Annotated in this window: 19 protein-coding genes and 5 tRNA genes; 8 read left to right on the top strand and 16 right to left on the bottom strand. The window is 74.4% G+C overall.

Features of this window, described 5'->3' with window-relative positions; all coding sequences use genetic code 11:
- Nucleotides 1–18: 18 nt before the first annotated feature.
- The 9 genes from KSE_RS13485 to KSE_RS42120 all read right to left on the bottom strand — a co-directional run bounded on the left by KSE_RS13485 (nt 19) and on the right by KSE_RS42120 (nt 6,033).
- Nucleotides 19–1,158: an acyl-CoA dehydrogenase family protein gene (locus KSE_RS13485; protein WP_014135865.1), complete on the bottom strand. Its 1,140-nt coding sequence runs from the start codon at nt 1,156–1,158 to the stop codon at nt 19–21.
- A 39-nt stretch (nt 1,159–1,197) separates the two neighbouring features.
- Entirely contained in the window at nt 1,198–2,820 is a 1,623-nt protein-coding gene (locus tag KSE_RS13490; RefSeq protein WP_014135866.1) for an aldehyde dehydrogenase family protein, read from the bottom strand.
- A gap of 123 nt (nt 2,821–2,943) precedes the next feature.
- The gene (locus KSE_RS13495) at nt 2,944–4,413 is read right to left on the bottom strand and encodes an MmgE/PrpD family protein (RefSeq protein ID WP_014135867.1); all 1,470 of its coding nucleotides are present in this window, start codon (nt 4,411–4,413) and stop codon (nt 2,944–2,946) included.
- A 72-nt stretch (nt 4,414–4,485) separates the two neighbouring features.
- Entirely contained in the window at nt 4,486–5,436 is a 951-nt protein-coding gene (locus KSE_RS13500) for a diacylglycerol/lipid kinase family protein (RefSeq protein WP_014135868.1), read from the bottom strand.
- A gap of 70 nt (nt 5,437–5,506) precedes the next feature.
- Nucleotides 5,507–5,597: transfer RNA gene (locus KSE_RS42100), tRNA-Arg, on the bottom strand.
- A gap of 18 nt (nt 5,598–5,615) precedes the next feature.
- A tRNA-Arg gene (locus KSE_RS42105) sits at nt 5,616–5,706 on the bottom strand.
- An 18-nt stretch (nt 5,707–5,724) separates the two neighbouring features.
- Nucleotides 5,725–5,815 (bottom strand) — tRNA-OTHER (locus KSE_RS42110).
- Nucleotides 5,816–5,833: 18 nt separating this feature from the next.
- Nucleotides 5,834–5,924 (bottom strand) — tRNA-Arg (locus KSE_RS42115).
- An 18-nt stretch (nt 5,925–5,942) separates the two neighbouring features.
- Nucleotides 5,943–6,033: transfer RNA gene (locus KSE_RS42120), tRNA-OTHER, on the bottom strand.
- Nucleotides 6,034–6,209: 176 nt separating this feature from the next.
- On the opposite strand from KSE_RS42120, the gene KSE_RS13505 reads away from it, so the two are divergent.
- The 4 genes from KSE_RS13505 (at nt 6,210) to KSE_RS13515 (ending at nt 10,223) form a co-directional block, all read left to right on the top strand.
- Nucleotides 6,210–7,214, top strand: a complete 1,005-nt coding sequence (locus KSE_RS13505; protein ID WP_014135869.1) for a bifunctional lysylphosphatidylglycerol flippase/synthetase MprF — start codon at nt 6,210–6,212, stop codon at nt 7,212–7,214.
- A gap of 34 nt (nt 7,215–7,248) precedes the next feature.
- Nucleotides 7,249–7,395, top strand: coding sequence for a hypothetical protein (locus KSE_RS43370; protein ID WP_014135870.1), 147 nt, complete (start codon nt 7,249–7,251; stop codon nt 7,393–7,395).
- A 227-nt stretch (nt 7,396–7,622) separates the two neighbouring features.
- The gene (locus KSE_RS13510) at nt 7,623–8,768 is read left to right on the top strand and encodes a fatty acid desaturase family protein (RefSeq protein ID WP_014135871.1); all 1,146 of its coding nucleotides are present in this window, start codon (nt 7,623–7,625) and stop codon (nt 8,766–8,768) included.
- A 93-nt stretch (nt 8,769–8,861) separates the two neighbouring features.
- The gene (locus tag KSE_RS13515) at nt 8,862–10,223 is read left to right on the top strand and encodes an MFS transporter (protein ID WP_014135872.1); all 1,362 of its coding nucleotides are present in this window, start codon (nt 8,862–8,864) and stop codon (nt 10,221–10,223) included.
- A gap of 248 nt (nt 10,224–10,471) precedes the next feature.
- Here the strand turns inward: KSE_RS13515 and KSE_RS13520 are convergent, their stop codons facing one another.
- Together KSE_RS13520 and KSE_RS13525 are read right to left on the bottom strand one after the other, a co-directional pair.
- Nucleotides 10,472–10,753: an acyl carrier protein gene (locus KSE_RS13520; protein ID WP_014135873.1), complete on the bottom strand. Its 282-nt coding sequence runs from the start codon at nt 10,751–10,753 to the stop codon at nt 10,472–10,474.
- Between the two features lie 199 nt (nt 10,754–10,952).
- A complete protein-coding gene (locus KSE_RS13525) occupies nt 10,953–11,762 on the bottom strand; it encodes an AfsR/SARP family transcriptional regulator (protein WP_014135874.1) in 810 nt (269 codons plus the stop codon).
- 249 nt (nt 11,763–12,011) lie between these two features.
- Between KSE_RS13525 and KSE_RS13530 the strand changes: the two genes are divergently transcribed.
- The 4 genes from KSE_RS13530 to KSE_RS13545 all read left to right on the top strand — a co-directional run bounded on the left by KSE_RS13530 (nt 12,012) and on the right by KSE_RS13545 (nt 17,483).
- Nucleotides 12,012–12,278, top strand: a complete 267-nt coding sequence (locus tag KSE_RS13530) for a TIGR04351 family putative TOMM peptide (protein ID WP_033259462.1) — start codon at nt 12,012–12,014, stop codon at nt 12,276–12,278.
- Between the two features lies 1 nt (nt 12,279).
- Entirely contained in the window at nt 12,280–14,541 is a 2,262-nt protein-coding gene (locus KSE_RS13535; RefSeq protein WP_014135876.1) for a TOMM precursor leader peptide-binding protein, read from the top strand.
- Nucleotides 14,542–14,646: 105 nt separating this feature from the next.
- On the top strand, nt 14,647–16,089 hold the full coding sequence (locus tag KSE_RS13540) for a SagB family peptide dehydrogenase (protein ID WP_014135877.1): 1,443 nt from the start codon (nt 14,647–14,649) through the stop codon (nt 16,087–16,089).
- Between the two features lie 161 nt (nt 16,090–16,250).
- Nucleotides 16,251–17,483 carry a sensor histidine kinase gene (locus tag KSE_RS13545; RefSeq protein ID WP_014135878.1) on the top strand — a complete coding sequence of 411 codons (1,233 nt, stop codon included), beginning with the start codon at nt 16,251–16,253 and terminating at the stop codon, nt 17,481–17,483.
- Here the strand turns inward: KSE_RS13545 and KSE_RS13550 are convergent.
- The 5 genes from KSE_RS13550 to KSE_RS13570 all read right to left on the bottom strand — a co-directional run bounded on the left by KSE_RS13550 (nt 17,449) and on the right by KSE_RS13570 (nt 22,958).
- On the bottom strand, nt 17,449–18,057 hold the full coding sequence (locus KSE_RS13550; RefSeq protein ID WP_014135879.1) for a response regulator transcription factor: 609 nt from the start codon (nt 18,055–18,057) through the stop codon (nt 17,449–17,451). The two genes, KSE_RS13545 and KSE_RS13550, sit on opposite strands and share 35 nt — an antisense overlap.
- Nucleotides 18,058–18,125: 68 nt before the next feature.
- Entirely contained in the window at nt 18,126–18,992 is an 867-nt protein-coding gene (locus KSE_RS13555; protein WP_014135880.1) for a 4'-phosphopantetheinyl transferase family protein, read from the bottom strand.
- Entirely contained in the window at nt 18,989–19,267 is a 279-nt protein-coding gene (locus tag KSE_RS13560) for an acyl carrier protein (protein WP_014135881.1), read from the bottom strand. The genes KSE_RS13555 and KSE_RS13560 overlap by 4 nt, the downstream gene beginning before the upstream one ends.
- Nucleotides 19,268–19,320: 53 nt before the next feature.
- Nucleotides 19,321–21,087 carry an acyl-CoA dehydrogenase family protein gene (locus KSE_RS45785; protein ID WP_014135882.1) on the bottom strand — a complete coding sequence of 589 codons (1,767 nt, stop codon included), beginning with the start codon at nt 21,085–21,087 and terminating at the stop codon, nt 19,321–19,323.
- On the bottom strand, nt 21,084–22,958 hold the full coding sequence (locus tag KSE_RS13570) for a fatty acyl-AMP ligase (protein WP_014135883.1): 1,875 nt from the start codon (nt 22,956–22,958) through the stop codon (nt 21,084–21,086). Before KSE_RS13570 ends, KSE_RS45785 begins: the two co-directional genes overlap by 4 nt.
- Nucleotides 22,959–23,055: the final 97 nt, after the last annotated feature.

The raw sequence follows: 23,055 nt of genomic DNA on the forward strand, positions 1-23,055 counted from the left end.
CTTTCGGGACGACGGGTTTCAGGAGAGCACCAGCGGGTCGCCGGAGAGGTAGGAGAGCAGCGGCCCGGCCGCGGCGGCCCGGGACGGCGGGTGGAAGGCGAGCGGGCGCAGCGCGATGGCCGTCCGGGAGTGGTCGGAGGAGCGGATGAAGTCCAGTCCGCCGAGCAGTTCCAGCGCCTGGTCGGCGATCGCCGTGAGGTCGCGCTGCACCGCGTAGCGGGCGACCAGCACCTGGGCGACGGCCTCCTCGCCGCTCACGCCGTCGGCGACGGCGCGGGCGGCGCCCTCCAGCAGCGCGGCGGCGGCCTCGGTGCGCAGCACCAGTTCGGCCCGGTCGGCGACGCCGCCGCGGTCGCGCCGCAGCACCTCCTCGACCAGGCCGGAGGCGGCGCCGAGGTAGCCGGCCGAGATCAGCAGCTCGAACCAGGCGAAGCCGGCGTTCTGCAGGTCCTCGATCCGGTCCGGGTCGTCCGCGGCGGTGCGGATCACCAGTTCCTCGGGGACGAACACGGCGGACAGCTGGACCTCGTCGCTCTCGGCGGCGGCCAGCACGTCGTTGCCCCAGAACGGGTGGACGCTCAGCCCCGGGGTGTCGGCGCGGACCAGGGCCAGCGCCAGCTCCGGGGTGCCGTCGTCGCCGGGCACCGCGATGGACGCGGTCAGCAGGTCCATCGAACGGGCCAGGCTGCAGGGCTTCTTGGAGCCGTTGAGCCGGTAGCCGTGCGGGACCCGGTCGGCGGTGACGGCCGGGGTGAGGATGTTCTGCTGGGTGCGGCCCTCGGCCCAGCCGGAGGCCATCAGGCGCTGCTCGGGGACGACGCCGTGCAGCAGTTCGAGCTGCTCGGCGGTCAGCCGGCCCGGGCCGTCGGCCAGGGCGTACAGCATCGCGGCGGTGAAGTGGTGCATGGTGACGGCGGCGGCCAGCGAGGGCGAGAGCGCGCCCAGGGCGCGCTGCGCCCGGACGGCCTCCAGCGGGTCGGCGCCGAGACCGCCGTACTCGGCGGGGATCAGCAGGCCGACGCCGCCATGCCGGCGGAACAGGTCGATCACCGGGCTGCCGGGGGCCTCGCGCTCGGCGTACGGCAGTTCGCCCAGGGCCTTGGCCAGACCCGGGTGGTACCGCTCGGACACCTCGCGGGCGACATCGAGTGAACGCATCGGAAGGGCACCTCTGTCAGGGGTGGTGGGCGGTGGGGGTCAGGATCCGAAGACCGCTTGGCGCGGGCTGACGTCGTGGGCGATGGAGACGCCCTGGATGTGCGAGGTCTTGAGCATCGGGTAGTTGGCCTCGCCGTACACGCCGCCGGTCAGGCCGGTGCCGCCGTGGCTGGGCAGGTAGGGCAGGAACCCGATGTGCGAGTCGTTGACCTTCAGCAGGCCGCCGTTGGTGACGCGCTGCACGAAGGCGTTGATCACCCGGGCGGACTTCGCCCACAGCGAGTTGCGCAGCCCGTACTCGTTGGAGTTGACGAAGTCGATGAAGCTGTCCAGGAGTTCGTCGTTCGGCCGGACCTCCGGGACGACGATCGGCAGCAGCGGGAAGAAGGTCTCCTGCTTGACCACGTCGTACTCGCGGGCGCCGGCCAGCCCGTCCACCCGCACCACGGTGGGCTGCAGGAAGACGCCGGTCTCCGAGGGGGTGCCGTCGAGTTCGGTGCGCTGCCCGCCGGTGACCAGGGTGGCCCCCCGGTCGAGGGCCTGGTTGAGCAGGGTGAAGAACTTCTCGGAGCGGCGGACCGGCGAGAGCAGCACGCCCTCGTCCTCCGGGTAGCCGGGGCGGACGTCGGCGACCTGCCGCTTCACCTCCTCGATCAGCTCGTCGGCGATCGCCGGGTGCGCCAGCACGTAGTTGGGCACCATGCAGATCTGGCCGGAGCCGTAGAAGGACTCGGTGATCGCCTCGGCCGCGTACTTGAGGTCCGCGCCCTCCCAGACGATGATGCCGTCGTTGCCGGCCAGTTCGAGGATCGGCTTGGTGCCGGTGGCCACGCACTGCTCCTGGAAGCGCAGGCCCTCCTGGCTGCCGCCGATGTAGAAGATGTCGTTGACCAGCGGGCTGGACACCCAGCGGTCCAGGGTCTGCTTGGGGTTGGAGCAGACCACGTTGAGCACTCCGGGCGGGGCGCCGAGCTCGTCCAGCAGCGGGGCGACCACGTCGCGCAGCACCCACAGGGTGGACAGCGCGATGGAGCGCGGGGCGCGGACCACGACCGCGTTGCCGGCCATCAGGGCCAGCACGGCGAGCGCCGCGGAGGGCGCGGGGGCGTTCTGCGGCGGGTTGAAGCCGACCACGCCGTCGGGCTGCCGGCGGACGATCAGGCGCCGTCCGGCGTGCTCGAACTCGGTGTGCATCCGCTGGCGGTACCAGTAGATGGACTCCTCGCTGTACACCTGGAGCAGGCAGGACAGCTCCCAGCGGGCCAGCCGCACCGGGTGCGCCTCGGCCACCAGCATGTCCACGAACTCGTCCTGGCGGCGCAGCAGTTCCTCGCGGAACCGGGTGCCCAGGCGCATCCGCCGCTCCAGCGGCACCGCGGCCCAGCCGGGCGCGGCGGCCGCGGCGGCCTCGCTGGCCAGGTCGATGGCCTCGTCCGAGGCGATCGCGCAGCGGCCCACCACGTAGGGGTGCTGGGCGGCCTCGGTGTTGTCCTCGTCCTGTTCGAGCGCACGCTTGAGGCTGACGCTGGTGAACACGTCCTCCAACAGGGAACGCGAACTCACCGTGTAGACCCAGCCGTCGCCTTCCAGGTCCTTTCCGCCGATGAAGAGCTTGTAGCTTTTCAGCGGCTTTTCCCGAGAGGTGTTCTCCAGCGTCATCATCAGCCTTTCCGCAGAATTCCGCCGAGATTTTTCGGACCCGAGTCGATGCGATGATGACATCGGGTTCTGACGCCTTCCTGACATGAATCTGATGCCGGGAATGGAATGGTTTCCCCCCTCCGGTCAGGCCAGTGCGGCACTGATCCAGTCCCGGAGTTCGTCGGGATCCATCCGGTCGAGGCCCGCCGCGGCCTCCGCGACCGAGCGGTCGCCGCCGTGCTCGGTGAACTTCTCCCGCATCAGCTCGGCGTGGTGGGCCCGGGTGTGCGGCCCCGCCGCCGCCAGCGGGACGAGGCGCTCGCGCACCGCGCTGCGGCCGTCGGTGAGCCGGACGGTGATCCGCGCGCCGGTGGCCTTGGCGGCGCTGGTGAAGTCGCCCGCCGGGCGGGAGTTGGCGGCCGCGACGGCCCGGGCCGCCTCGTCCTCGCCGGCGAACTCGCGCAGCCACGGCTCGGCGTCCGGCCCGGCCTGGCGCAGCGCCTCGCCGAACGGCGCCTCGGAGGCGAACAGCGCCCGGGTCAGCTCCGGGTCGTGCACCAGCCGGACCTTCTCGGCGACCGCCCAGCGGCCCCGGTCGTTGAGCAGCGGCGCCCCGAAGTCGTTGACGGTCAGGCCGCCGGTCAGCAGCGCCGTCGCCACCGGGTACGGGGTGTGCAGCACCAGCGCGCCGATCGGCGAGCCCGGCCCGACCACGTAGCCGGCCGCCTTGCGCCCGGCGAACAGGGTGTACAGCGAGACCTCGACCACCACCTCGGCGACGTCCTCGGGGCGGATCGGGCCGAGGTCGCGGCGCAGGTCGGCGGCGCAGTCGACGGCCGCGTCGATCCCGGGCCCGCCCGGGTGCAGCTTGAAGGAGAGCGTCTCGGTGTGCCAGCGCTCGCCGAGCCCGGCGTTGACGGCGTCCGGCAGCGGCACGGCGGAGAAGCGGTCGAGGAACCCGTCCGGGTGCTCGACGATGTCGGCGGCCCCGCGCAGCCCGACCCGGGCCCCGTCGCAGGCGTCCATGCCGGTGCGCACCGGGGTGAAGGAGTTGAACAGCCGGGCGTCGCTGGCCAGGAAGGCCCGCATCAGCGGCCAGTTGGGCATCGCGAAGGCCAGGCCGAGCGCGTTGGTCCACACCGCGTCGTCGGCGCCCTCGGCGTGCAGCCGCCCGCACACCGAGCCGGCCAGGTGGGTGTGCACGGCGCTGTGCCCGCGCAGCGGGCCCAGGGTGGCGGCGGCGGTGATCCGGGCCGCGCACTCGTTGGCGGCGACCACGGCGGCCAGCAGCGCCGCCCCGTCCAGGCCGCGGGCCCGGGCGAAGGCCAGCGGCACCGCCACCGTCGAGTTGGACAGGTGGCCCGCGTACGCGGTGTCGTCCAGGTTCAGGTACGAGCCGAGGCCCGCCAGCACGCAGGCCCCGACCCTCGGGTCGGGCTGCAGCGGCGGGCCGAAGGCCTCGATCAGCCGGCGCCCCAGGTGGTGGTCGGCGCCGGCCCGGATCGAGGCGAGCTGCGACAGCACCTGGCTGGCCGCCAGCGAGCGCACCCGCTCCGGTATGTCCTCCGGCCGCAACCAGGCGGCCCAGGCGGTGAGTTCCTTGAGCACGGGCATGTACGGGGCTCCCCCGGTTCGGCGGTGGCGCCGCCCCGGGCCGGCCCCGGGGCGGCCGGTCCAGACGTTCCCTCAGACCGCGGCGAGCGCCGCGGCCCCCCACACCGGCAGCACGCCGGGCAGCACGCCCAGCGTCATCGAGCTCCAGTGGGGCGGCTGCAGCTCGCCGTCGTGCTCGAACACCAGCGGGCGGCCGTCCAGCCGCTCCACGGTGATCCGCCGGCCCCGGGCGTACACGACGCCGGGCAGCTCCAGGTGCTCGGCCCGCTCGGTCAGCGCGGGCACGTCGGCCGGGTCGACCTCGGCGCCGATCACGCACACGTCCAGCAGGCCGTCGTCCAGCTCGGAGTGCGGCAGCACCCGGTAGCGGCCGCCGCGGTGCTGCCCGCCGCCGACGTTCGCCAGCACGGTGGGCCCCTGGTGCACGACCGTGCCGTCCACCAGCACCCGGCCCGGGTACGGGGTGAACGCCGCCGCGGTCTCCGCGAACGCCTGCGCGTACCGGGCCCGCCCGGCCAGCGGGATCCGCCGGGCCGTGACCAGCGCCTCGGCGATCACGCCCGAGCAGGCGCCCAGCAGCACCAGGTGGCCGCTCTCGGCGACCCGGCCCAGGTCCAGCCGGCGCAGCCGGGCACCGGGGCCGGCGGCGAGCACCGCGCCCAGCGCCTCGGTCCACGGGCGTTCGCCCCAGAGCATCTTGTAGCCCGAGTTGCCGGTGCCGGCCGGGACGATCGCCAGGGCGGCGGGCGCGCCGGTCGCGCCCCGGGTCATCCCCTCGACGACCTCCCGCACCGTGCCGTCGCCGCCCACCGCCACCACCAGGTCGGGCGCGGGACCGCCGCCGTACAGCGCCCTGCGCACCGTCCGTTCGGCGTCGCCCCGGTACTCGGTGCGGTGCAGCGCCACCTCGGGGAGCGACCCCCGGCACACGGCCAGCACCTCACGGACCAGTTCCTCCCCGGTGGTACCCGCAGCCGGGTTGGCCACCACCAGGGCCCGTCGGGGAGCGAGCGTCACAGCCATTCCAGCCTCTCCGGCACCTCACGCGGAAACGGCCGCCCGCCCCGAACGGGCAGGACGGCCGCTGCTGACGCGGAGAGGGCAGGATTCGAACCTGCGAAGGCGGTAAAACCCGACCCGGACCGAAACCCGAGCCCCCGATCAACCACTCCGGGCACCTCTCCCAAACACACAGCCCTACGCGGAGAGGGCAGGATTCGAACCTGCGAAGGCGGTAAAACCCGACCCGGACCGAAACCCGAGCCCCCGATCAACCACTCCGGGCACCTCTCCCAAACACACAGCCCTACGCGGAGAGGGCAGGATTCGAACCTGCGAAGGCGGTAAAACCCGACCCGAGCCGAAACCCGAGCCCCCGATCAACCACTCCGGGCACCTCTCCCAAACACACAGCCCTACGCGGAGAGGGCAGGATTCGAACCTGCGAAGGCGGTAAAACCCGACCCGGACCGAAACCCGAGCCCCCGATCAACCACTCCGGGCACCTCTCCCAAACACACAGCCCTACGCGGAGAGGGCAGGATTCGAACCTGCGAAGGCGGTAAAACCCGACCCGAGCCGAAACCCGAGCCCCCGATCAACCACTCCGGGCACCTCTCCTCGATCCCTTTCCGGTCTCCCGTTCCGGTCTCGACGAGAAGAACTCTGCCCGACCCCGCTGACATCCCGCTGACGAAGTACTGACGCTTCCAAAGGCCCTTCCGAAACCCCTTTCCCGACCTATTTGGCAGGTGCTCTACTCTTCTCGTCCCACTACCCGAGAAAGGAATTCCGCGATGACCACGGCTGTCACCGCCACATCCCCCGGGCAGGTCCTGGAGGCCGTCCGCCGGCACACGCAAGCCGAGAATCCGAGTTCGTTCCTGGCACTGAACAGCGGCAACGAGCTGTTCACCGAGCCGGGCCTGGACGGTGTGGTGGTCTTCCGCCGCACCGGCCGCTTCGCGGTGCAGTTCGGCGGCCCGTTCGCCGCCGAGGGCGACTACGCGCCGCTGCTGGAGGCGTTCCGCGCCCGGGTCCGGCAGGAGGGGCGGAGCCTGGTCGCCGTGCAGTTGCAGCGGCACGACGCCGAGGCGTACGCCGCGCGGGGCTTCACCGTGAACCAGATCGGCGCGTCCTGGGCGGTGCACCTGCCGGAGTTCTCGCTGCGCGGGACCCGGTTCATGCAGCTGCGCAACAAGATCTCCCGGGCGCTGCGCAACGGGCTGCGGGTGACCGAGGTCGAGCCGGGCGACTGGGCCTCGGCGATCGAGGGCATCGACCGGCAGTGGCTGGGCTCGAAGGGCGAGGACGTCCACCAGTTGGAGTTCCTGGTGGGCCAGCTCGGCGGGGAGGCGCAGCAGCACCGCCGGCTGTTCCTGGGGACGATCGACGGCGCCCCGGTGGGCTACATCTCGTACTCGCCGGTGTACGGCGCCCGGGCGGGCTGGATGCACGACCTGAGCCGCCGGATCCCGGGCGGGTCGCCGGGGTTGATGGAGGCGATCAACTCGGCGGCGATCGACCTGTTCCGCTCGGAGGGCGTCGAGTGGCTGCACTTCGGCTTCACGCCGTTCACCGGGCTGGCCGAGGAGCGCGAACTGCCGGGCCACAGCCCGTCGTTCCGCTGGCTGATGCACTTCCTGTGGGAGCACGGCGCGGCCGTGTACCCGGCGCAGACCCAGCTCGCCTACAAGGAGAAGTGGGCGCCGGACACGGTGCTGACCGAGTACGTGGCGTTCGACGGCCCCGCGTCGCTGCCCGCGTTCGCGCACATCTTCCGCGCCTGCGGCGCGTTCTGACGTCCCCCGTCCACCCGTTCCGTAGGAGGTACCGATGTCCGAGCAGTCCACCGAGGCCCTGCGGCAGTCGCTGGTCGAGTCCTTCATGGCGATCGTCGGCGCCCCGGACGACCCGGAGGTCGCCGAGGCGGCCGACCGGGTGGTCCGGGAGCTGGACGCCCGGCTGGCCGCCGAGAGCTGAACCGGCAGGTCAGGGGCGCGCCGCCGCGGGCCGGGTCAGCGGCCGATCAGGGGGGCGTCAGCTCCCGGTCGGATGCTGGTGCGGCGGGCGCGCGGTGCCGTGTTCGCCCCGTCCACGGCCCGGGCAGCGCACCCCGGCCGCTTCACCTTCTTCGTGTCGTGCCCCGCGGTCGGGCCGTCTCCGCCGTCCGCCGCGACCGGGTGCGCCTGATTCTGGGAGCCCACGCAATGCAGACTCCACGCGTCACCACGGACACCCCGGGCGGTGCCACCCCGCTGGACACCCGCCGGGCCCGCGCCGGGCGCGGCGCGGCCGGCACTGCCACCGCCCCGGCCGGCAAGGGGGCGTCCGCGTCCTTCTCCGAGCTGCTCCAGCGGGTGAAGGCCGAGGGCCTCCTGGACCTGACGCCCCGCTGGTACTACGGCCGGATCTCCGTCAACACCGCGATGATCGTCGGCGGCCTGGCGGCCTTCGCGCTGATCGGCGACTCCTGGTGGCAGCTGCTGGTCGCCGCCTGGATGGGCCTGTGCGGCGCGCAGAGCGCCTTCATGTGGCACGAGGCCGGCCACAAGGCGATGTTCCGCAGCCGCTGGACGGCCGACGTGGTCGGCTACTTCCACGCCAACCTGGTCAACGGCGTCAGCTACGGCTGGTGGGTCAACCACCACAACCGCCACCACAGCCACCCCAACCACCTGGACCTCGACCCCGACATCGGCCGCCGCACGGCGATCTTCGACATCAAGCAGTACGCCACCCGGACCGGGGTGCAGCGGTTCGTGGTGCGCTACCAGAGCGTGCTGTTCTTCGTGCTGCTGACCCTGGAGGCCTTCAAGATGAACCGCACCGCGGTGCGGGCCATCGTGAAGGGCGACACCAAGCGCCCGGTGCTGGAGACCACCCTGCTGGTGGTGCGGGCCGCGTTCTACCTGAGCCTGGTGTTCTGGCTGCTGCCGCCGGGCCTGGCGGTGGCGTTCCTGCTGGTCCAGCACGCCGTGCTGGGCGTCTACTTCGGCATGATCTTCGCCCCGAACCACAAGGGCATGGAGATCCGCGACGGCGAGGAGGAGACCCTGGACTGGCTGGAGCGCCAGGTCCTCACCTCCCGCAACATCACCCCGTCCCCGCTGATCGACTTCCTGTACGGCGGGCTGAACTACCAGATCGAGCACCACCTGTTCCCGGCGATGCCGCAGAAGCACCTGGCCCGTGCGCGGGTGCTGACCATGGAGTACTGCGCCGAGCGCGGCATCCCGTACGTCGAGATGGGCTTCTGGGCCTCCTACAAGGAGGTCGCCGGCTTCCTGCACGAGGTCAGCGCGCCCGTCCGGCGCGGCGAGGGCGACGCGGCCGCGGCCGCCCGCCTGGCCTGACCGCCCGTCACCCGTCCCGTTCCACCGTCACCCGTGTTCCCGCGGCGCCCCGGCCGGTCCCGGCCGGGGCGCCGCGGTGGGAGGAGCCCCCTCATGCTCGACCAGCAGACCAGACAGGCCCGCCCGGCCGTCCCGGACTCGATCGGCGCGCGGCTGGACCGCGCGCCGATCGGCCCCGTCCACCGCAGGCTGACCGCGATCATCGGCGTCGGCCTGCTCTTCGACACCTTCGAGAACAACCTGTCCGGGGTGATCTCGAAGGTCCTGCAGCACGACTTCGCCTTCAACGGCACCACCCTGAAGCTGGTGCTGGCCTCCGCGTTCGTCGGCCAGTTCGTCGGCGCGCTGCTGCTCGGGCGGCTGGCCGACCGGGTCGGCCGGCGCACCGCGTTCCTGGTCAACCTGGCGCTGTACTCCGGGTTCTCGCTGCTGGGCGCGTTCTCGCCGAACGCGGAGTGGCTGATCGCGACCCGGTTCCTGGCGGGCGTCGGCATCGGCGCCGAGCAGGCCCTGTCGGACTGCTACCTGGCGGACGTGCTGCCCGCGAACCGGCGCGGCCGGTTCACCGCCTGGGCGTACACGATCGCGTTCTGCGGGGTGCCCGCGGTGGGCTTCGCCGCGCTGTGGCTGGTGCCGCTGTCGCCGCTGGGGATCGCGGGCTGGCGCTGGCTGTTCGTGCTGGGCTCGCTCGGCTCGGCGGTGGTGTGGGTGCTGCGCCGGCAGCTGATCGAGTCGCCGCGCTGGCTGGCCGCGGTGGGCCGCCGGGAGGAGGCCGAGCGGCTGACCGCGCTGCTGGAGGGCCGGGCCCCGGGCGAGCCGCCCGCGACCCCCGCCGTCCCGGACGCGCCGGCGCCCCGGGTGCGGGTGCGGGCGGTGTTCTCGCCCCGGTTCCTGCGCCGCACCGTGATGCTGTGGCTGTTCTGCGTGCTGTCGGTGGTCGGCTACTACGGCTTCGGGACGCTGGCCCCGCAGATCCTCGCCGCGAAGGGCTACGGCGTGGTGGCGGGCCTGGGCTACACCGCGGCGTCGTTCCTCGGCTACCCGCTGGGCTCGCTGCTGTCGGTGCCGATCATGGAGCGGATGGAGCGCAAGCTGCTGGCCGCGCTGTCGGCGTCCGTGATGGCGCTGGCCGGCCTGGGCTTCGGCTTCGCGAACGGCGCGGCCTCGGTGGTGGTGTGCGGCGTGCTGTACACGCTGGCGAGCAACGTGTTCTCCACCGTCTCGCACGTGTACCTCGCCGAGCAGTACCCGACGGCGATCCGGGCGGCGGCCTCGGGCACCGCGTACTCGCTGTCGAAGCTGAGCGCGGCCGCGCTGCCGTTCGTCCTGCTGCCGGTGCTCCAGCAGCACGGCGCGGGGGCCCTGTTCGGGGTGATCGCGGCGGCGATGGCGCTCCTCACGCTGACCGTGCTGACGCTCGGGCAGCGCACCACGGGCCGTCCGGTGGACCACTGACGGGTCCGGCCCGGCCGCGGGGCGGCGGGGCAGCGGCGAGACGCCCGGCCGGGGCTCCCGGCCGGGCGTCTCGCGCGAGCGGGCCCGGCGTTCCGCAGCCGGGCCGGGGTACCGGGCCGGGGTACCGGGCCGGGGTGCCGCCGCTCCCCGGCCCGGCCGCCCGCGGGGCTCCGGACGGGGAGTCCCGCGGGCGCCGGACTCCGCTCCGCCCGGGCGGCCGCCTCCGCCCGGGCCCGGGGCGTCCGGGTTCAGGCGGAGGCGCCGGCCTCGCTCGCCAGGTAGGCGGCCATCGCGGTCACCGTGGGGTGGTACTCCCAGGCGATCGCCGGCTCCAGGTAGAGGCCGAACTTCTCCTCGATGTCGCCGAACAGGCTGAGCGCGGCGACCGAGTCGAGGCCGCACTCGATGAACGGCATGTCGGGGTTGATCTCGTGGCGGGGCCGGGAGAGGGACTCGCTGAGCCGGTCGATCAGCCAGCCGCGGATCTCAGTCTCGGCCTGGTCACCGGGCAACGGTCGGGACGCTGTCATCGATACTCCTTCGCAGTGGCATCTCCCCCGCAGCGTGCACCCGGGAGCTGGAGGGCCGCTGGAGGGGCCCTGGACGGACCCCGGTGGCACGCTACGGCGCACGCGTCGAGCCCGCCTCGGGTCCGGGTGGACCCGAGGCGGGCTCGGAACTGGCGCGGAACGGGCGTGGGACGGGCGCGGAACGGGCCGGCCGGGGTGCTCAGCCGACCAGGCGGTCGGCCTCCAGCACCCCGGCGGAGACCGGGTCGAGGCGCGGGTCGGCGGCGAGCACGGCGTTGTGCAGCCGCTGGACGCGGTTGGACGGCTCGATGCCGAGCTCGCGGATGAGCGTCTCGCGCAGCCGCCGGTAGGTCTCCAGCGCCTGCCAGGCCCGGCCGGACCGGTACTGCGCCAGGATCAGCTGCGCGTGCAGGCCCTCGTGCATCGGGTGGCGGGCGGACAGCACGGTCAGTTCGCCGAGCAGCGCGGCGTGCCGGCCGAGCCGGAGGTCGGCGCCGATCCGGCCCTCCAGGGCGGACAGCCTGGCCTCCTCCAGCCGCATCACCTCGATCTCCAGGACCGGGCCGATGTTGACGTCGACCAGGACCGGGCCGCGCCACAGGTCGAGGGCGCGGCAGAGCAGCAGCGAGGCGCTCTCGTCGTCGCCCTGGTCGAGGGCGGCCCGGCCGAGCGCGGCGAGGCGCTCGAACTCGCTGCTGTCGACCTCGCCCGGCTGGACGTCCAGCAGGTAGCCGCCGTAGCGGGTGGCCAGCACGTCCTTGGCGGCGGCGGGCGAGCCGAGGGCCTGGGTGAGCAGCCGGCGGAGCTGGAGGATGTAGGTCTGCAGGGTGGTGGCGGCCGATCGGGGCGGCGCCTCACCCCAGATCTCCTCCATCAGGGTCTGCGCGGTGACGACCTGGTTGGCCTGGAGCGCCAGAAGCGCCAGGATCTGCCTCGGCTTGGCCGCGCTCGGAACGAAAGGGCTTCCCAGGTGCTCAGCGGTGAACGGTCCCAGAAGACTGATCTGCACGGTTGATCCGCCTCCTCTCCAGTGGCGGGCGGACGGATGGGTTCCCTGGAGCTTGGCACGCGGACCCGTCCCGACAACAGTGAGATCCTCACGGATTCGGGCGGGAATCCGGAACGCCGGGCACATGAGATATTCACGCGCAAGGCGTGAGGGAACCACTGTTCCGACCGGGTGGGCGTCACGGAGGATTCCCTCCCGTACGAACACCTGTCCTCCGGTCAGCAAGTCCCCATCCCAAGGAGAACGTCCGTGCTCGCCACCGTCCCGCGTCCGATACCGTCCACCCGGCACCTGGAGTCCGACTGGCGTTTCGCCGAACTCGTCGTTCGGACCCACCTGGAGCCCGGTCTCCGCCTGCGCTACCTGGAGGAACCCGCCGAGGTCCTGGCCGAGTTCGGGCTCTCGCTGCCCGAGGGCGCCACCGCGCCGGTGCTGCCCGGCGGCGGCGCCCGTTCCGAGAACCCCTGGGCGGACGCCTGTCCGACCGCGCTGAGCTTCACCATCGAGGGCAACTGAGGTGGGGGCCGGGGTCCTTCCTCCCGTCGGCTTCAAACGGCACCTGCGCGCCGAGGTGGTGGTCGGCGAGGGGACCTTCCTGATCTCCGAGCGCGGCACCACCCGGCTCCGGGGCCGGCTGCTGGAGTCGCTGGCACCGCTCCTGGACGGCACCCGCGACCTGCGGGAGCTGGTCCGGGACAGCTCCGACGGGTCGGCCGCCGAGATCGGCAACCTGGTCGGGTCGCTGTCCAGCGCCGGTCTGCTGTCCTTCCGCGGCAGCGTGCCGCGGCAGGCCGACGGCCGGGCGGAGGGCTTCTGGGAGGCCGCCGGGCTGGACGGTCCGGCGACCGTCCGCGCGCTCGCCGACGCCCGGGTGCGGGTGGTCGGCGCCGACGGGACGGACCCCGGCCCCACCGCCGCCTTCGAGGCGGCCGGCCTGCGCGTCACGGACGCCACCGACGCGGACCTGACGGTGGTGCTCTGCCGCGACTACCTGTCCGGCGCGCTGGCGGCCGTCGAGGCGGAGCGCCGGGCGGCCGGCGGTGCCTGGATGCTGGCCCGGACCGGCGGCACCGAGATCTGGACCGGCCCGTTCTTCGACCCCCGGGACGAGGCCGCCGCCTGCTGGCACTGCATGGCGCACCGGTTACGGGACAACCGCCCGGAGGACCTGACGGTCCAGCGGGCGCTCGCCCTGACCGACCCGCCGACCTGCCCGGAGGCGTCGCTGCCCTCGACCCGGGCGCTCGGCCTGCACCTGGCGGCGGTCCGCGCCCAGCAGTGGCTGGCCGGGCTGCGCGAGCCGGGCCACCAGTCGATCCACACCTTCGACCTGCTCCGCCCGGCCGTCGCGCGCCACGCCGTGCTGCGCGACCCGCGCTGCCCGTCCTGTTCCGGGCCCGCCGCGGCCGCCGCGCACCCCGGGCCGCCCCGCCCCGTGGTGCTGCGTCCGGTGCCCAAGGCGTCCCGGGCCGGCAACGGGCACCGCGCCCTGACGCCGCAGCAGGTCCTGGACCGCTACGGCCACCTGGTCAGCCCGGTCTCCGGGCTGATCGGCCGGATCAGCCGGGCCGCGCACTGCCCGGACGGCGTGCACTCGTACGTCGCCCAGTCCGCGCTCGCCCCGGTCGGCCGCTCCCCGCTGCGCCGGATCTCCGGCGGCAAGGGCGCCACCGAGCTGGACGCCCGGGTCAGCGCCCTGTGCGAGGCGCTGGAGCACCGCTCCGGCGCGCTGCACGGCGGCGAGCCGCGGGTCCGCGCCACGCTGCGCGAGCTGGGCGACCGGGCCCTGCACCCGAACACCTGCCAGCTGTACGACGAGCGGCAGTTCGCCGACCGGGAGCGCTGGAACGCCGACCACTCGCTCTACCAGTACGTCACCGAGCGGTTCGATCCGGACGTGCCGGTCGACTGGTCCCCGGTGTGGTCGCTGACCCGGCGGCGCGAGGTGCTGCTGCCGACCGCGCTCCTCTACTACGGGCCGCACCCGCCGGGGACCGGCGCCCGCTGGGCCAGGGCCGACTCCAACGGCTGCGCGGCCGGCAGCAGCCTGGAGGACGCGATCCTGCAGGGCTTCCTGGAGCTGGTCGAACGGGACGCGGTCGCGCTGTGGTGGTACAACCGCACCCGGCACCCCAGGGTGGACCTGGCGGCGCTGGGCGACCCGTGGCTGGACCAGGCCCCGGCCACCCACCGGCGGCTGGGCCGCCGGCTGTGGGCCCTGGACCTCACCGCCGACCTGGGCGTGCCGGTGGTGGTGGCGGTCTCCGCGCGGACCGGGGGCGGGCCGCAGCAGCTGTCCTTCGGCTTCGGCGCGCACTTCGACCTGGTGACGGCCGCGCGCCGGGCCGTCGCCGAGTGCGAGCAGCTGCTGCCCGCCGCCGCGGCGGCCGGGCGGGGCCGGACGGACGGCGTGCTGGCCGACCCGGTGGCCCGGGCCTGGTTCGGCGGGGCCACCACCGAGGCCCACCCGTACCTGCTGCCCGACCCGGCGGCCGCCCCGTCCGGCCCCGGCCGCTGGCCGTGGCCCGCGTCCTCCTGCCTCAAGCAGGACGTGGAGACCGCCGAACGGCTGGTCGCCGCGCACGGCATGGAGCTGCTGGTGCTGGAGCAGACCCGCCCCGAGATCGGCCTGCCGGTGGTGCGGGTGCTGGTCCCCGGGCTGCGGCACTTCTGGGCGCGGTTCGCCCCCGGACGGCTGTTCGACGTGCCGGTGCGGCTGGGCCGGCTCGCCGAACCGACCCCGTACGAACGGCTCAACCCCGTCCCGCTGTTCCTCTGAGCTGAGGCTTTCGCCCGGCTCCAGCGGTGCTCCAGCGGAGCCGGGCATCCTCGGTGGCTCGCATCGATCCGGTCGCCCGACGACCGCCCGGCACGAGGAACACGGATGGATCGGCCCCCGGCGGACAAGCCACTGGACGTACGGCACTTCTGGTCGCTGCGCGAGGACGTGGCGGCGGACTTCGACGGGCCGGACGGCGACACCCTGCTGCACCACCGGTGGGGCACCGTCCGGCTCGACCGGCCCGACCCGGTGGCCCGGGAGGCGCTGCGGCGGATGGCGTTCGGGCCGATCTCGCTGTCCAACGTGCTGGCCGGGGCCGACCCCGGCGCGGAGCGGCGGCTGGCCGAACTGCTGGAGCGGATCGCGCCGCTGACGATCCGTTCGGTCGGCCTCGACGACTCCGAGGTGCCGCTGCTGTCGCTGGTGCCGATCGCGGCGGAGGCCCGGCTGGACGATGCCGTCCGCCCGGGGACGGTGGTGCGGCTGTCGCGGTTCACCGTGCTGTCCGCCGGCGAGCGGGGACTGCTCGCGCAGTCCCCGCTGTCGCTGTTCCGGGCGCACAGCCACCGGCCCGCCGCGGCCGCGCTGCTGGCCGGGATCGGCCGGGCGGTCGCGCCGGACGAGCTGGCCCGCGAGACCGGCCTGCCCGAGCCGGCCGTCGACGCGGTGCTGCGCCTGCTGCTGGCCGCCGGGCTGGCGGTGGCCGGCCACCGCCGGAAGGAGTGCGAGCCGGCCCGCTTCGCCGAGGACGCCGACCCGGTGCTGTCCCTGTGGACGCCCACCGACCTGATGTTCCACACCCGTTCGACCACCGGTCGGCACGACGGGGACTTCGGGGCGACCTTCGCCCACACCGGCCGGATCGGGCCCGCGCCCGCGGTCCGGCCGCTGCCGCCCGGCCCCCGGATCGCGCTGCCGCCGGTGCCGGACGCCCCGGCCCGGGCCGAGCTGTTCGCGCTGCTGGACCCGGGGCTCCCCGACCCGGCGCCGGGCGGCGGCCCGCTGCCGCTGGAGCGGATCGGCGCCCTGCTGCACCGGGCCGCCCGGGCCCGCGCGGTGCGCCCCGACCCGGTGGGCCCGGCCGGCCACCAGATCAGCACCCGCCCCTACCTCGGCCTGGGCGGCACCCACCCGCTGGAGCTGTACCTGTCCGCCTGGTCCTGCCCCGGGCTGGCGCCCGGCACCTACCACTACGACCCGCTCGGCCACCGGCTGACCCTGGTCAACGACTCCCCCGCGGACCTGGCGACGCTGCTGGACTGCACGGGAGTGGCGGCGGGCCTGTCCTGCCGCCCGCCGGCCGTGGTCACCTGGACCGCCCGGTTCGCCCGCTCCGCGTGGAAGTACAGCGGCCAGCCCTACTCGCTGGTGCTGCGCGAGGCCGGCGCGGCCCTGCAGGTGCTCTGCCTGGCCGCCGCGGTGCTCGGGCTGGCCGCCGTCCCGGTCGGCACCAGCGACATCACGGCGGGCAGCGGGGCGATCGGCACCGACTGGCGGCTGGAGTCGCCGGTGGGCCAGGCGGTGCTCGGCCCGGCCGCGTCCTGACGCCCGGACGGCCCAACCCCCGCTGCCCGGAAGCTTTCTGATGCCCAGCCAGCCGGACCCCCGCCACCCGGCCGGGCGGACAGGCATCCGCGATCCGCCTCGTCCGGGGCCCCGACCCCGTAGGCTCGGATGGGTTCTGTCCGAGTCGGGAGGGGAAGCGGATGACCTCGGAACGGGTCGGCGAGGAGTTCGGGGAGGGGCCAGGGGAGGCGTTGGGGGAGGGGCCGGGCGAAGGAGCGGGCGAAGGACCGGAAGGGGGGCCGGCCGAGCGGCCGGTGCCCGGGCTCGCGCTCGGCATCCTCTACACGGCGCTGGCGGCGTTCCTGTTCCAGGTCTCGGTGAACCTGTTCGCCGTGCGCTCCGACGCCTGGCACGTGCTGCCGGGGGTGGTCGCCTTCGCCGTCATCTCGGTCTGCCTGATGCTGCACGCCCAGCCCGGCCTGGAGCGGGCCCGCCGCCGGTACGGCAGGTACGTGTTCCTGCTGCAGGCCCTGCTCACCTACCTGCCGGTGGTCGCCTACCACGGCCTGTGGGGCGCCGCGGGCGGCTTCCTGGCCGCGTCCTGCCTGCTGACCTTCGGGTCGCCGTGGAACTGGGCCTCGTACACCGCCGTGGTGCTGTCGATGGCCGGGGTGGGCCTGTACTACGACTACGACGGGCAGTCGATCAGCTACCTGACCACCTCGACGATGCTGACCGGCCTGATGGTGTTCGGCCTGATCCGGCTGGTCACCCTGGTGGTCCAACTGCACGAGGCGCGCGGCCTGCTGGCCCGGCTCGCGGTCTCCCAGGAGCGGATGCGCTTCTCCCGCGACCTGCACGACCTGCTCGGCTACAGCCTCTCCGCGATCACGCTGAAGAGCGAGGTGGCGATCCGGCTCGTCCCGGAGCACCCCGAGCGGGCCGTCGAGGAGCTGGAGTCGGTGCTGGGCGTGTCCCGGCAGGCCCTGTCGGACGTCCGGGCGGTCGCCACCAGCTACCGGAACATGTCGCTGGGCAACGAGCTGGACGCGGCCCGGGCCATGCTGGAGGCGGCCGGCATCACCGTCGACACCGTGCTGGAGGGACCGATGCCGGTCGGCCCGGCGGACACCGTGCTGGCCACGGTGCTGCGCGAGGCGGTGACCAACATGCTGCGGCACTCCAAGGTGCAGCACTGCCGGGTCGAACTCGGCACCGAGCAGGAGGTGCTGCGCCTGCTGATCCACAACGACGGGGTGTCCGGCCCGGCCCCGGGCCGGGCCGGCAGCGGCCTGCGCAACCTGCGGACCCGGGTCGGCCGGCTGGGCGGGAGCCTGACGGCGGACCGGCTGCCCGGCGGCACGTTCCGGGTGGCCGCGTCGGTGCCCGCCGGGCCGGTCAAGGCAGCCAGCCCGCCGCCTTCGCGACCCTGATCGCGTCGACCCGGTTGCGGGCGTTGAGCTTGGAGACCACGGTGGTCAGGTAGTTGCGGACGGTGCCGGAGGACAGGAACAGCCGGGAGGCGATCTCCGCCACCTCGGCGCCCTCCGCGGCCAGCCGCAGCACCTCGATCTCCCGCCCGGTCAGCGGACAGTCGCCGGACTCCCAGGCGGCGACCGCCAGTTGGGGGTCGATCACGCTCTCCCCGGCGGACACCTTGCGGATCGCCCGGGCCAGGTCGGCCGGTGGCGCGTCCTTGAGGATGAAGCCCGACACCTTGGCCGCCATCGCCCGGCGCAGCGTGCCGGGCCGCCCGAGGCTGGTGAGGATCAGCGACCGGCAGCCGGGGAGCTGCTCGCGCAGCCGGGCGGCGGCGGTGAGGCCGTCGATGCCCGGCAGGTCGATGTCGATCACGGCGATGTCGGGCCGGTGCGCGAGCGCCTCCGGCAGGATCCGGTCGCCGTGGTCGACTTCGGCCACCACCTCGATGTCCGGTTCCATCCCGAGCAGCGCGACCAAGGCGCCCCGCACCATGTTCATGTCCTCGGCGAGAAGTATCCGGATCACTGGCCCCCCGTCCACGGCTCCGACAGAGGTGAATCATAGCCCGGCGGTCGCGCCGTGCGACGTTTCCGCTACGTTGGGGAGTCCGGGCCGCGGCCCGGGCCGCCGATCAGCGCGTCGACGAGGCCGTCGTCGAGCATGGTCAGCGCCGCGATGTCGGCGGCGTCGCCGAACCCGGCGTCGAACAGCGCGACGCTGACGGTGTAGCCGTCCACCGCCCAGGTGCCGAAGCTCCACTCCTCGCCGGTGCCGGGCGAGCCGTCCGGGCGCAGCACGGTGACCGGGGCCTCCTCGGAGGTGAAGCCGAACTCGGTGAAGCGGAACCGCAGGCCCTGCCCGATGGCCTTGCTGTAGGCCTCCTTCAGGGTCCACAGCCGCACCAGGGCGGGGTTGCGGCGGTGCTCGGCCATCGCGGCGAGCTGCCCGGCCTCGTAGGGGGTGCAGATCTGCTTCTCGGCGCCGGTGCCGAGCAGCACCCGGTCGTCGAGCTCGGTGTCCACCCCGATCCAGCCGCGCCGGGTCAGCCCGACCACCAGCAGTTCGGCGGTGTGGCTGAGGCTGATGTCGACCTGGTCGCAGCCGCGCAGGTACGGGCGGCCGCCGAGCTTGTACGCCAGGTCGACGCTCTCCGGCGGGGCCTGCAGCGCCTCGCCGGCGGCCCGCTTGAGCAGCATCCGGGAGGCCAGGAAGCGTTCGCGGACCTGGCTGTGCGTGATCGCCCGGTAGCGGTTCCAGTCGCGGCCGAGCACCGCCCGGTAGCCGGTCTCCGGCGCGGGGTCGGCCCCGGCGGCCGGCAGCCACTCGCCGAGCCGGGCGACCAGCACGGCGCTGCCGCGCACCGCGAGCGCCTCGCGGACCCGTTCCCAGCCGGACGCCGGGCCGGGGGCGACGGCGATCGGCTCGCCGATCGCGGCGCGGGCGTCCCGCAACGGGATCACCGGTCCTCCTCCGCGAGTTCCGCCAGGTGGCCGGCGAGCGTGGCGACGTCGGTCAGGCCGTCCACCATGTCGGCCAGCGACAGCTCGCCGAGCTCGGGGAAGCGCGTCTCGATCCGGTACTTCAACTGCATCAGCATGACCGAGTCGAAGCCCAGGTCGTCGTGGAACCGGGACGACGGCTCGAACCCGCCGTCCCGCTCGCCGCGTTCGGCGAGCAGCGCGGCGACCTCGGCGGCCACCCCGCGCAGCAGCGGCTGCTCCAGTACGGTGCTCATCCGTGCCTCCTCCCGCGGCGCTGCGGGCGCCGGCTCCGGGTCTCCATCGGTGGTCATTCCCCTCGTGCCGCCGTCGGCGTGTCGTACAGGTCGAGGCTGCCGCCCTCGCGGTACCGGCGGAGCAGTTCGGTGAGCGTCTCGTCCTCGGGCGCGGCCCGGTCGGTGAGGCCGGGGACGAGCCGCCGGCAGATCCGCTGGAGGGCGAGGACCAGCCAGCCGGGGCGGCCGAGGAAGTCGTCGCGGTCGCGGTGGTGGCGCCAGACGCCGAGGCAGCTCGCGGCGGCCAGCAGCAGGGTGTAGCGGTCGGCGAGGCCGTAGCTGCGCGGGGTGGCCAGGCCGGTGCGGCCGTGGTCGGCCATCGCCCGGCAGGCGTCGCGCAGTTCGCGCAGTTCGGCGTCCAGGACGGCGGCCAGCGCGGGCGCGGCCGGGTGGCGCTCGTCCGGGAGGTCCGCCAGCAGGGCGGTGCCGTGGGCGAGTTCGGCCAGCAGCGGGTCGTGGTCGGCGGTGCGGCCGATCCGCCGCGGGTCGGGCTCGGGCAGGTCGCCGCGCAGGTGGAACAGCCCGGGGGCGGGCGGGGGTTCGCGCAGCCAGGACCGGTCGGCCAGGACCGGCAGCCGGGGGATGATCGTGGAGTGGCAGGCGGCCGTGCCGGAGTGGCCGAGGCTGGTGATCGGCAGGTCCCGGACGTGCTTCTGGAAGACCCCGAACTCGCCTTCCTTGACGTACAGGTTGGAGCCGAGCAGCACCGACAGGTCGTGCACGGTGTCGCTGAGCAGGATCGGCAGCAGGTACTTCACGGCGGCCGCGTAGCCGCCCGCCGCCTCCGGGTACAGGTGGGCGGCGCGGGTCGCGGTGAGCGCCAGGCTGTCGCAGACCAGCAGGTCGGCGAAGGAGCCGGCCAGGCTGGCCCGGGCCTGCGGGTTGCGCAGCACCGGGCGGCCGTACACGCCGCGCTGGAGGGCGAAGCGCAGGGCGGTGCGCAGGGCGGTGTCGACGCCGGCCAGCACCATCGAGGGCAGCACGCTGCGGGTGAGGGCGAAGGAGGAGAGCGCCAGGTCGACGCCGCCGCCCCACTCGCCGAGCAGCGCGTCGTCGGGCACCGGGCAGTCGTCGAGGGCCAGGCCGCCCATCCAGCAGCCGCGCAGGCCGACGGTGGGGTAGCGCGGCAGGTCGCGGACCCGGTCGGCGGGCAGCCGGTCGCGTTCCAGCAGCACGGCGGTGTGGCTGCGGCTGCCGGGCCGGTCGTCGGTGCGGCAGAAGACCACCGCGGCGGCGGCCTGCGCGGAGTTGACGATGACCCGCTTGGCGCCGTTCAGCCGCCGGGCGCCCGGGGCGCCGGCCAGGTGGAACTCCTCGCGCAGGAAGGCGTTCCCGTGCGCGAGGTCCCGGTAGGCGACGGCGGCCCGGCGGCCGGCGAGCAGCAGGTCGGCGGTGTCGCGCTGCTGCCGTTCGCTGCCGGCCGCCCACACCGCGGACGCCGCGAGGTAGGAGCCGGCGCCGTAGCCGACGCCGAGCGACGGGTCGCGGCGGAAGACCGGGCGCAGCATCCGGACCAGCAGGTCGGCGCGTTCGAGCCGGCCGCCGAGCCGGGCCGGCACGAACTCCGCGCCGAGCCCGAACCGGTCGAGCAGCCGGACGGCCTCGGCGGGGAGTTCGGCCCGCTCGTCGGCGAGCAGCAGCGTGTCGTTGCCGTACGGGTTGGCGGGGTTCCACGGGTCGCCGAGCTCCGCTTCCAGGGCGGCGATCCGGGCGTCCGCGGCGTCGTCCTGGTGCTGCGGGCGGGTGTCGGCCGGGGCGGTCCGTTCGACGGGGAGGGTCACGTCCGGTCCTTCCGGGCCGTCGGGGAGGCGGCCTCGACGAGTTCGGCGACCTCGGGGTCGAGCACCTGGTGCAGCGGGCGCAGCCGTCCGGCGAGCAGGAGCGAGCGCATCGTGGAGCGTTCCAGCTTGCCGCTGGTGGTGCGGCGCACCGTGCCGGGGCGGACCAGCAGCACGTTGCCGATCCGGACCTCGAACTCCCGGGAGACGAACACCCGCAGCGACAGGTTGAGGGCCGGCAGGTCGAGGTCGGCGCGGCCGCCCGGGCGGACCTCCTGGACGAGCACCAGGCCGTCGCGCGGCCCGGCGGAGAACACCACGCCCGCGCCGAGCCGGCTGGAGAGCTGCTGGGCGCCGCGCTCGATGTCCTGCGGGTACAGGTTGCGGCCGGCGACCAGCAGCAGCTCCTTGAGCCGGCCGGTGAGGTACAGCTCGCCGTCGCGCAGCACCCCGAGGTCGCCGGTGCGCAGGAAGCCCTCGGCGCCGGCCGCGGTGACGGCCCGGAAGGTGGCGTTGTTCTCCAGCGGGCGCTTCCAGTAGCCGGCCGCGACCGACTCGCCGCGGACCCAGACCTCACCGATCCGGCCCTCCGGGAGCTCCTCGCGGGTCTGCGGGTCGACGATCCTCAGCTCGGGGCCCTCGGGCCCGGGCCGGCCGCAGCCGACGAGTTCGCGCACCGGCCGGCCGGGCAGCGGCCCGGTCAGCCGGTGCTGCTCCAGGGCGGCGGCGTCCGCCGCGAGCGGCCCGGTGCGGCCGCGGCGGCCGCCGGTGACCGCGAGGGTGGCCTCGGCCAGGCCGTACGCGGGCAGGAACGCCTCGGGCCGGAACCCGTACGGTTCGAAGCGCCGGGCGAAGCCGTCCAGGGTGGTCGGGCGCACGTCCTCGGCGGCGTTGACGGCGGTCCGCCAGCCCGACAGGTCGACGCCCTCCAGCTGGCGCTCGGTCACCCGGCGGCGGCACAGCTCGTAGCCGATGTCGGGGCCGCCGCTGACGGTGAGGCGGTGCTCGGAGACGGTGCGCAGCCAGTGCACGGGGTGTCGCATGAACAGTTCGGCGGGCAGGTGGACGGAGGTCGCGCCCAGCCAGAGCGGGTGCATCAGCTGACCGATCAGGCCCATGTCGTGGTGCAGCGGCAGCCAGCCGCCGATCCGGTCCTCGGGGCCGGTGCCGAGCAGGGCGGTGACGGCGCGCTGGTTGGCCGCCAGGTTGCGGTGGCTGACCATCACGCCGCGCGGGTCGCCGGTCGATCCGGAGGTGTACTGCAGCACGGCGGGCGCGTCCGGGTCGAGGGCGGGCATCCGCCAGTCCGCCGGGTCGGGCTGCTCGATGGCGTCCACCGCCAGGCAGGGGACGCCGCCGTGGCCCGCCTCCGCGATCAGCCGCGAGATGCCGGGCGCGGCGGCCCGGTCGGTGAGGACCAGCGAGATCGCCGCGTCCTTCAGGATGCCCAGCGTCCGCTCGTCGTGGTTGCGCCGGTTGCCGGGCACCGGCGCGGGCACCGCGACGGCCCCCGCGTACAGGCAGCCGAGCACGCTGGACACGAAGTTGGCGGTCTCGGACTGCAGGACCAGCACCCGTCCGCCCGCCACGCCCCGGTCCGCCAGCAGCACGGCCAACCGCCGGGCCGCCGCGTCGAGTTCCGCGTAGTCCGTGCGGGTCGCCAGCAGCGGCGCCAGCCGCCCGCCGCGGCGGACCGGCTCGTCCCTCTCCTGCACCAGGCCCCGGGGCACCAGGAGACCGGGCAGCCGGACCCCGGGGCGCGACCTGGGGGCTCTGCTCTCCGGATCCTCGCGCAGCACCACCAGCGCCTCCCGGCCCGGCCGTTCCACGGCGTGCCGGGCGAGCGCTTCCACCAGTGTGACCGGTCCGTTCATGGTCTTCCCCCTGTCGACGGCGGAGCATGGCGAGGCCGGCAGCATCACACCCCTCCCTAGAGCCCCTCTGGGGAGGAACTGGGGCCCCGGGCCGGCC

Source organism: Kitasatospora setae KM-6054 (assembly GCF_000269985.1).
Lineage (GTDB): Bacteria > Actinomycetota > Actinomycetes > Streptomycetales > Streptomycetaceae > Kitasatospora > Kitasatospora setae.

Coding starts and splice junctions, on each gene's coding strand:
- KSE_RS13490 (WP_014135866.1), bottom strand. CDS start 2,820: ATGATGACGCTGGAGAACACCTCTCGGGAAAAGCCGCTGAAAAGCTAC.
- KSE_RS13485 (WP_014135865.1), bottom strand. CDS start 1,158: ATGCGTTCACTCGATGTCGCCCGCGAGGTGTCCGAGCGGTACCACCCG.
- KSE_RS13570 (WP_014135883.1), bottom strand. CDS start 22,958: ATGAACGGACCGGTCACACTGGTGGAAGCGCTCGCCCGGCACGCCGTG.
- KSE_RS13560 (WP_014135881.1), bottom strand. CDS start 19,267: ATGAGCACCGTACTGGAGCAGCCGCTGCTGCGCGGGGTGGCCGCCGAG.
- KSE_RS13495 (WP_014135867.1), bottom strand. CDS start 4,413: ATGCCCGTGCTCAAGGAACTCACCGCCTGGGCCGCCTGGTTGCGGCCG.
- KSE_RS13515 (WP_014135872.1), top strand. CDS start 8,862: ATGCTCGACCAGCAGACCAGACAGGCCCGCCCGGCCGTCCCGGACTCG.
- KSE_RS13540 (WP_014135877.1), top strand. CDS start 14,647: ATGGATCGGCCCCCGGCGGACAAGCCACTGGACGTACGGCACTTCTGG.
- KSE_RS13520 (WP_014135873.1), bottom strand. CDS start 10,753: ATGACAGCGTCCCGACCGTTGCCCGGTGACCAGGCCGAGACTGAGATC.
- KSE_RS13510 (WP_014135871.1), top strand. CDS start 7,623: ATGCAGACTCCACGCGTCACCACGGACACCCCGGGCGGTGCCACCCCG.
- KSE_RS13500 (WP_014135868.1), bottom strand. CDS start 5,436: ATGGCTGTGACGCTCGCTCCCCGACGGGCCCTGGTGGTGGCCAACCCG.
- KSE_RS13545 (WP_014135878.1), top strand. CDS start 16,251: ATGACCTCGGAACGGGTCGGCGAGGAGTTCGGGGAGGGGCCAGGGGAG.
- KSE_RS13505 (WP_014135869.1), top strand. CDS start 6,210: ATGACCACGGCTGTCACCGCCACATCCCCCGGGCAGGTCCTGGAGGCC.
- KSE_RS43370 (WP_014135870.1), top strand. CDS start 7,249: ATGTCCGAGCAGTCCACCGAGGCCCTGCGGCAGTCGCTGGTCGAGTCC.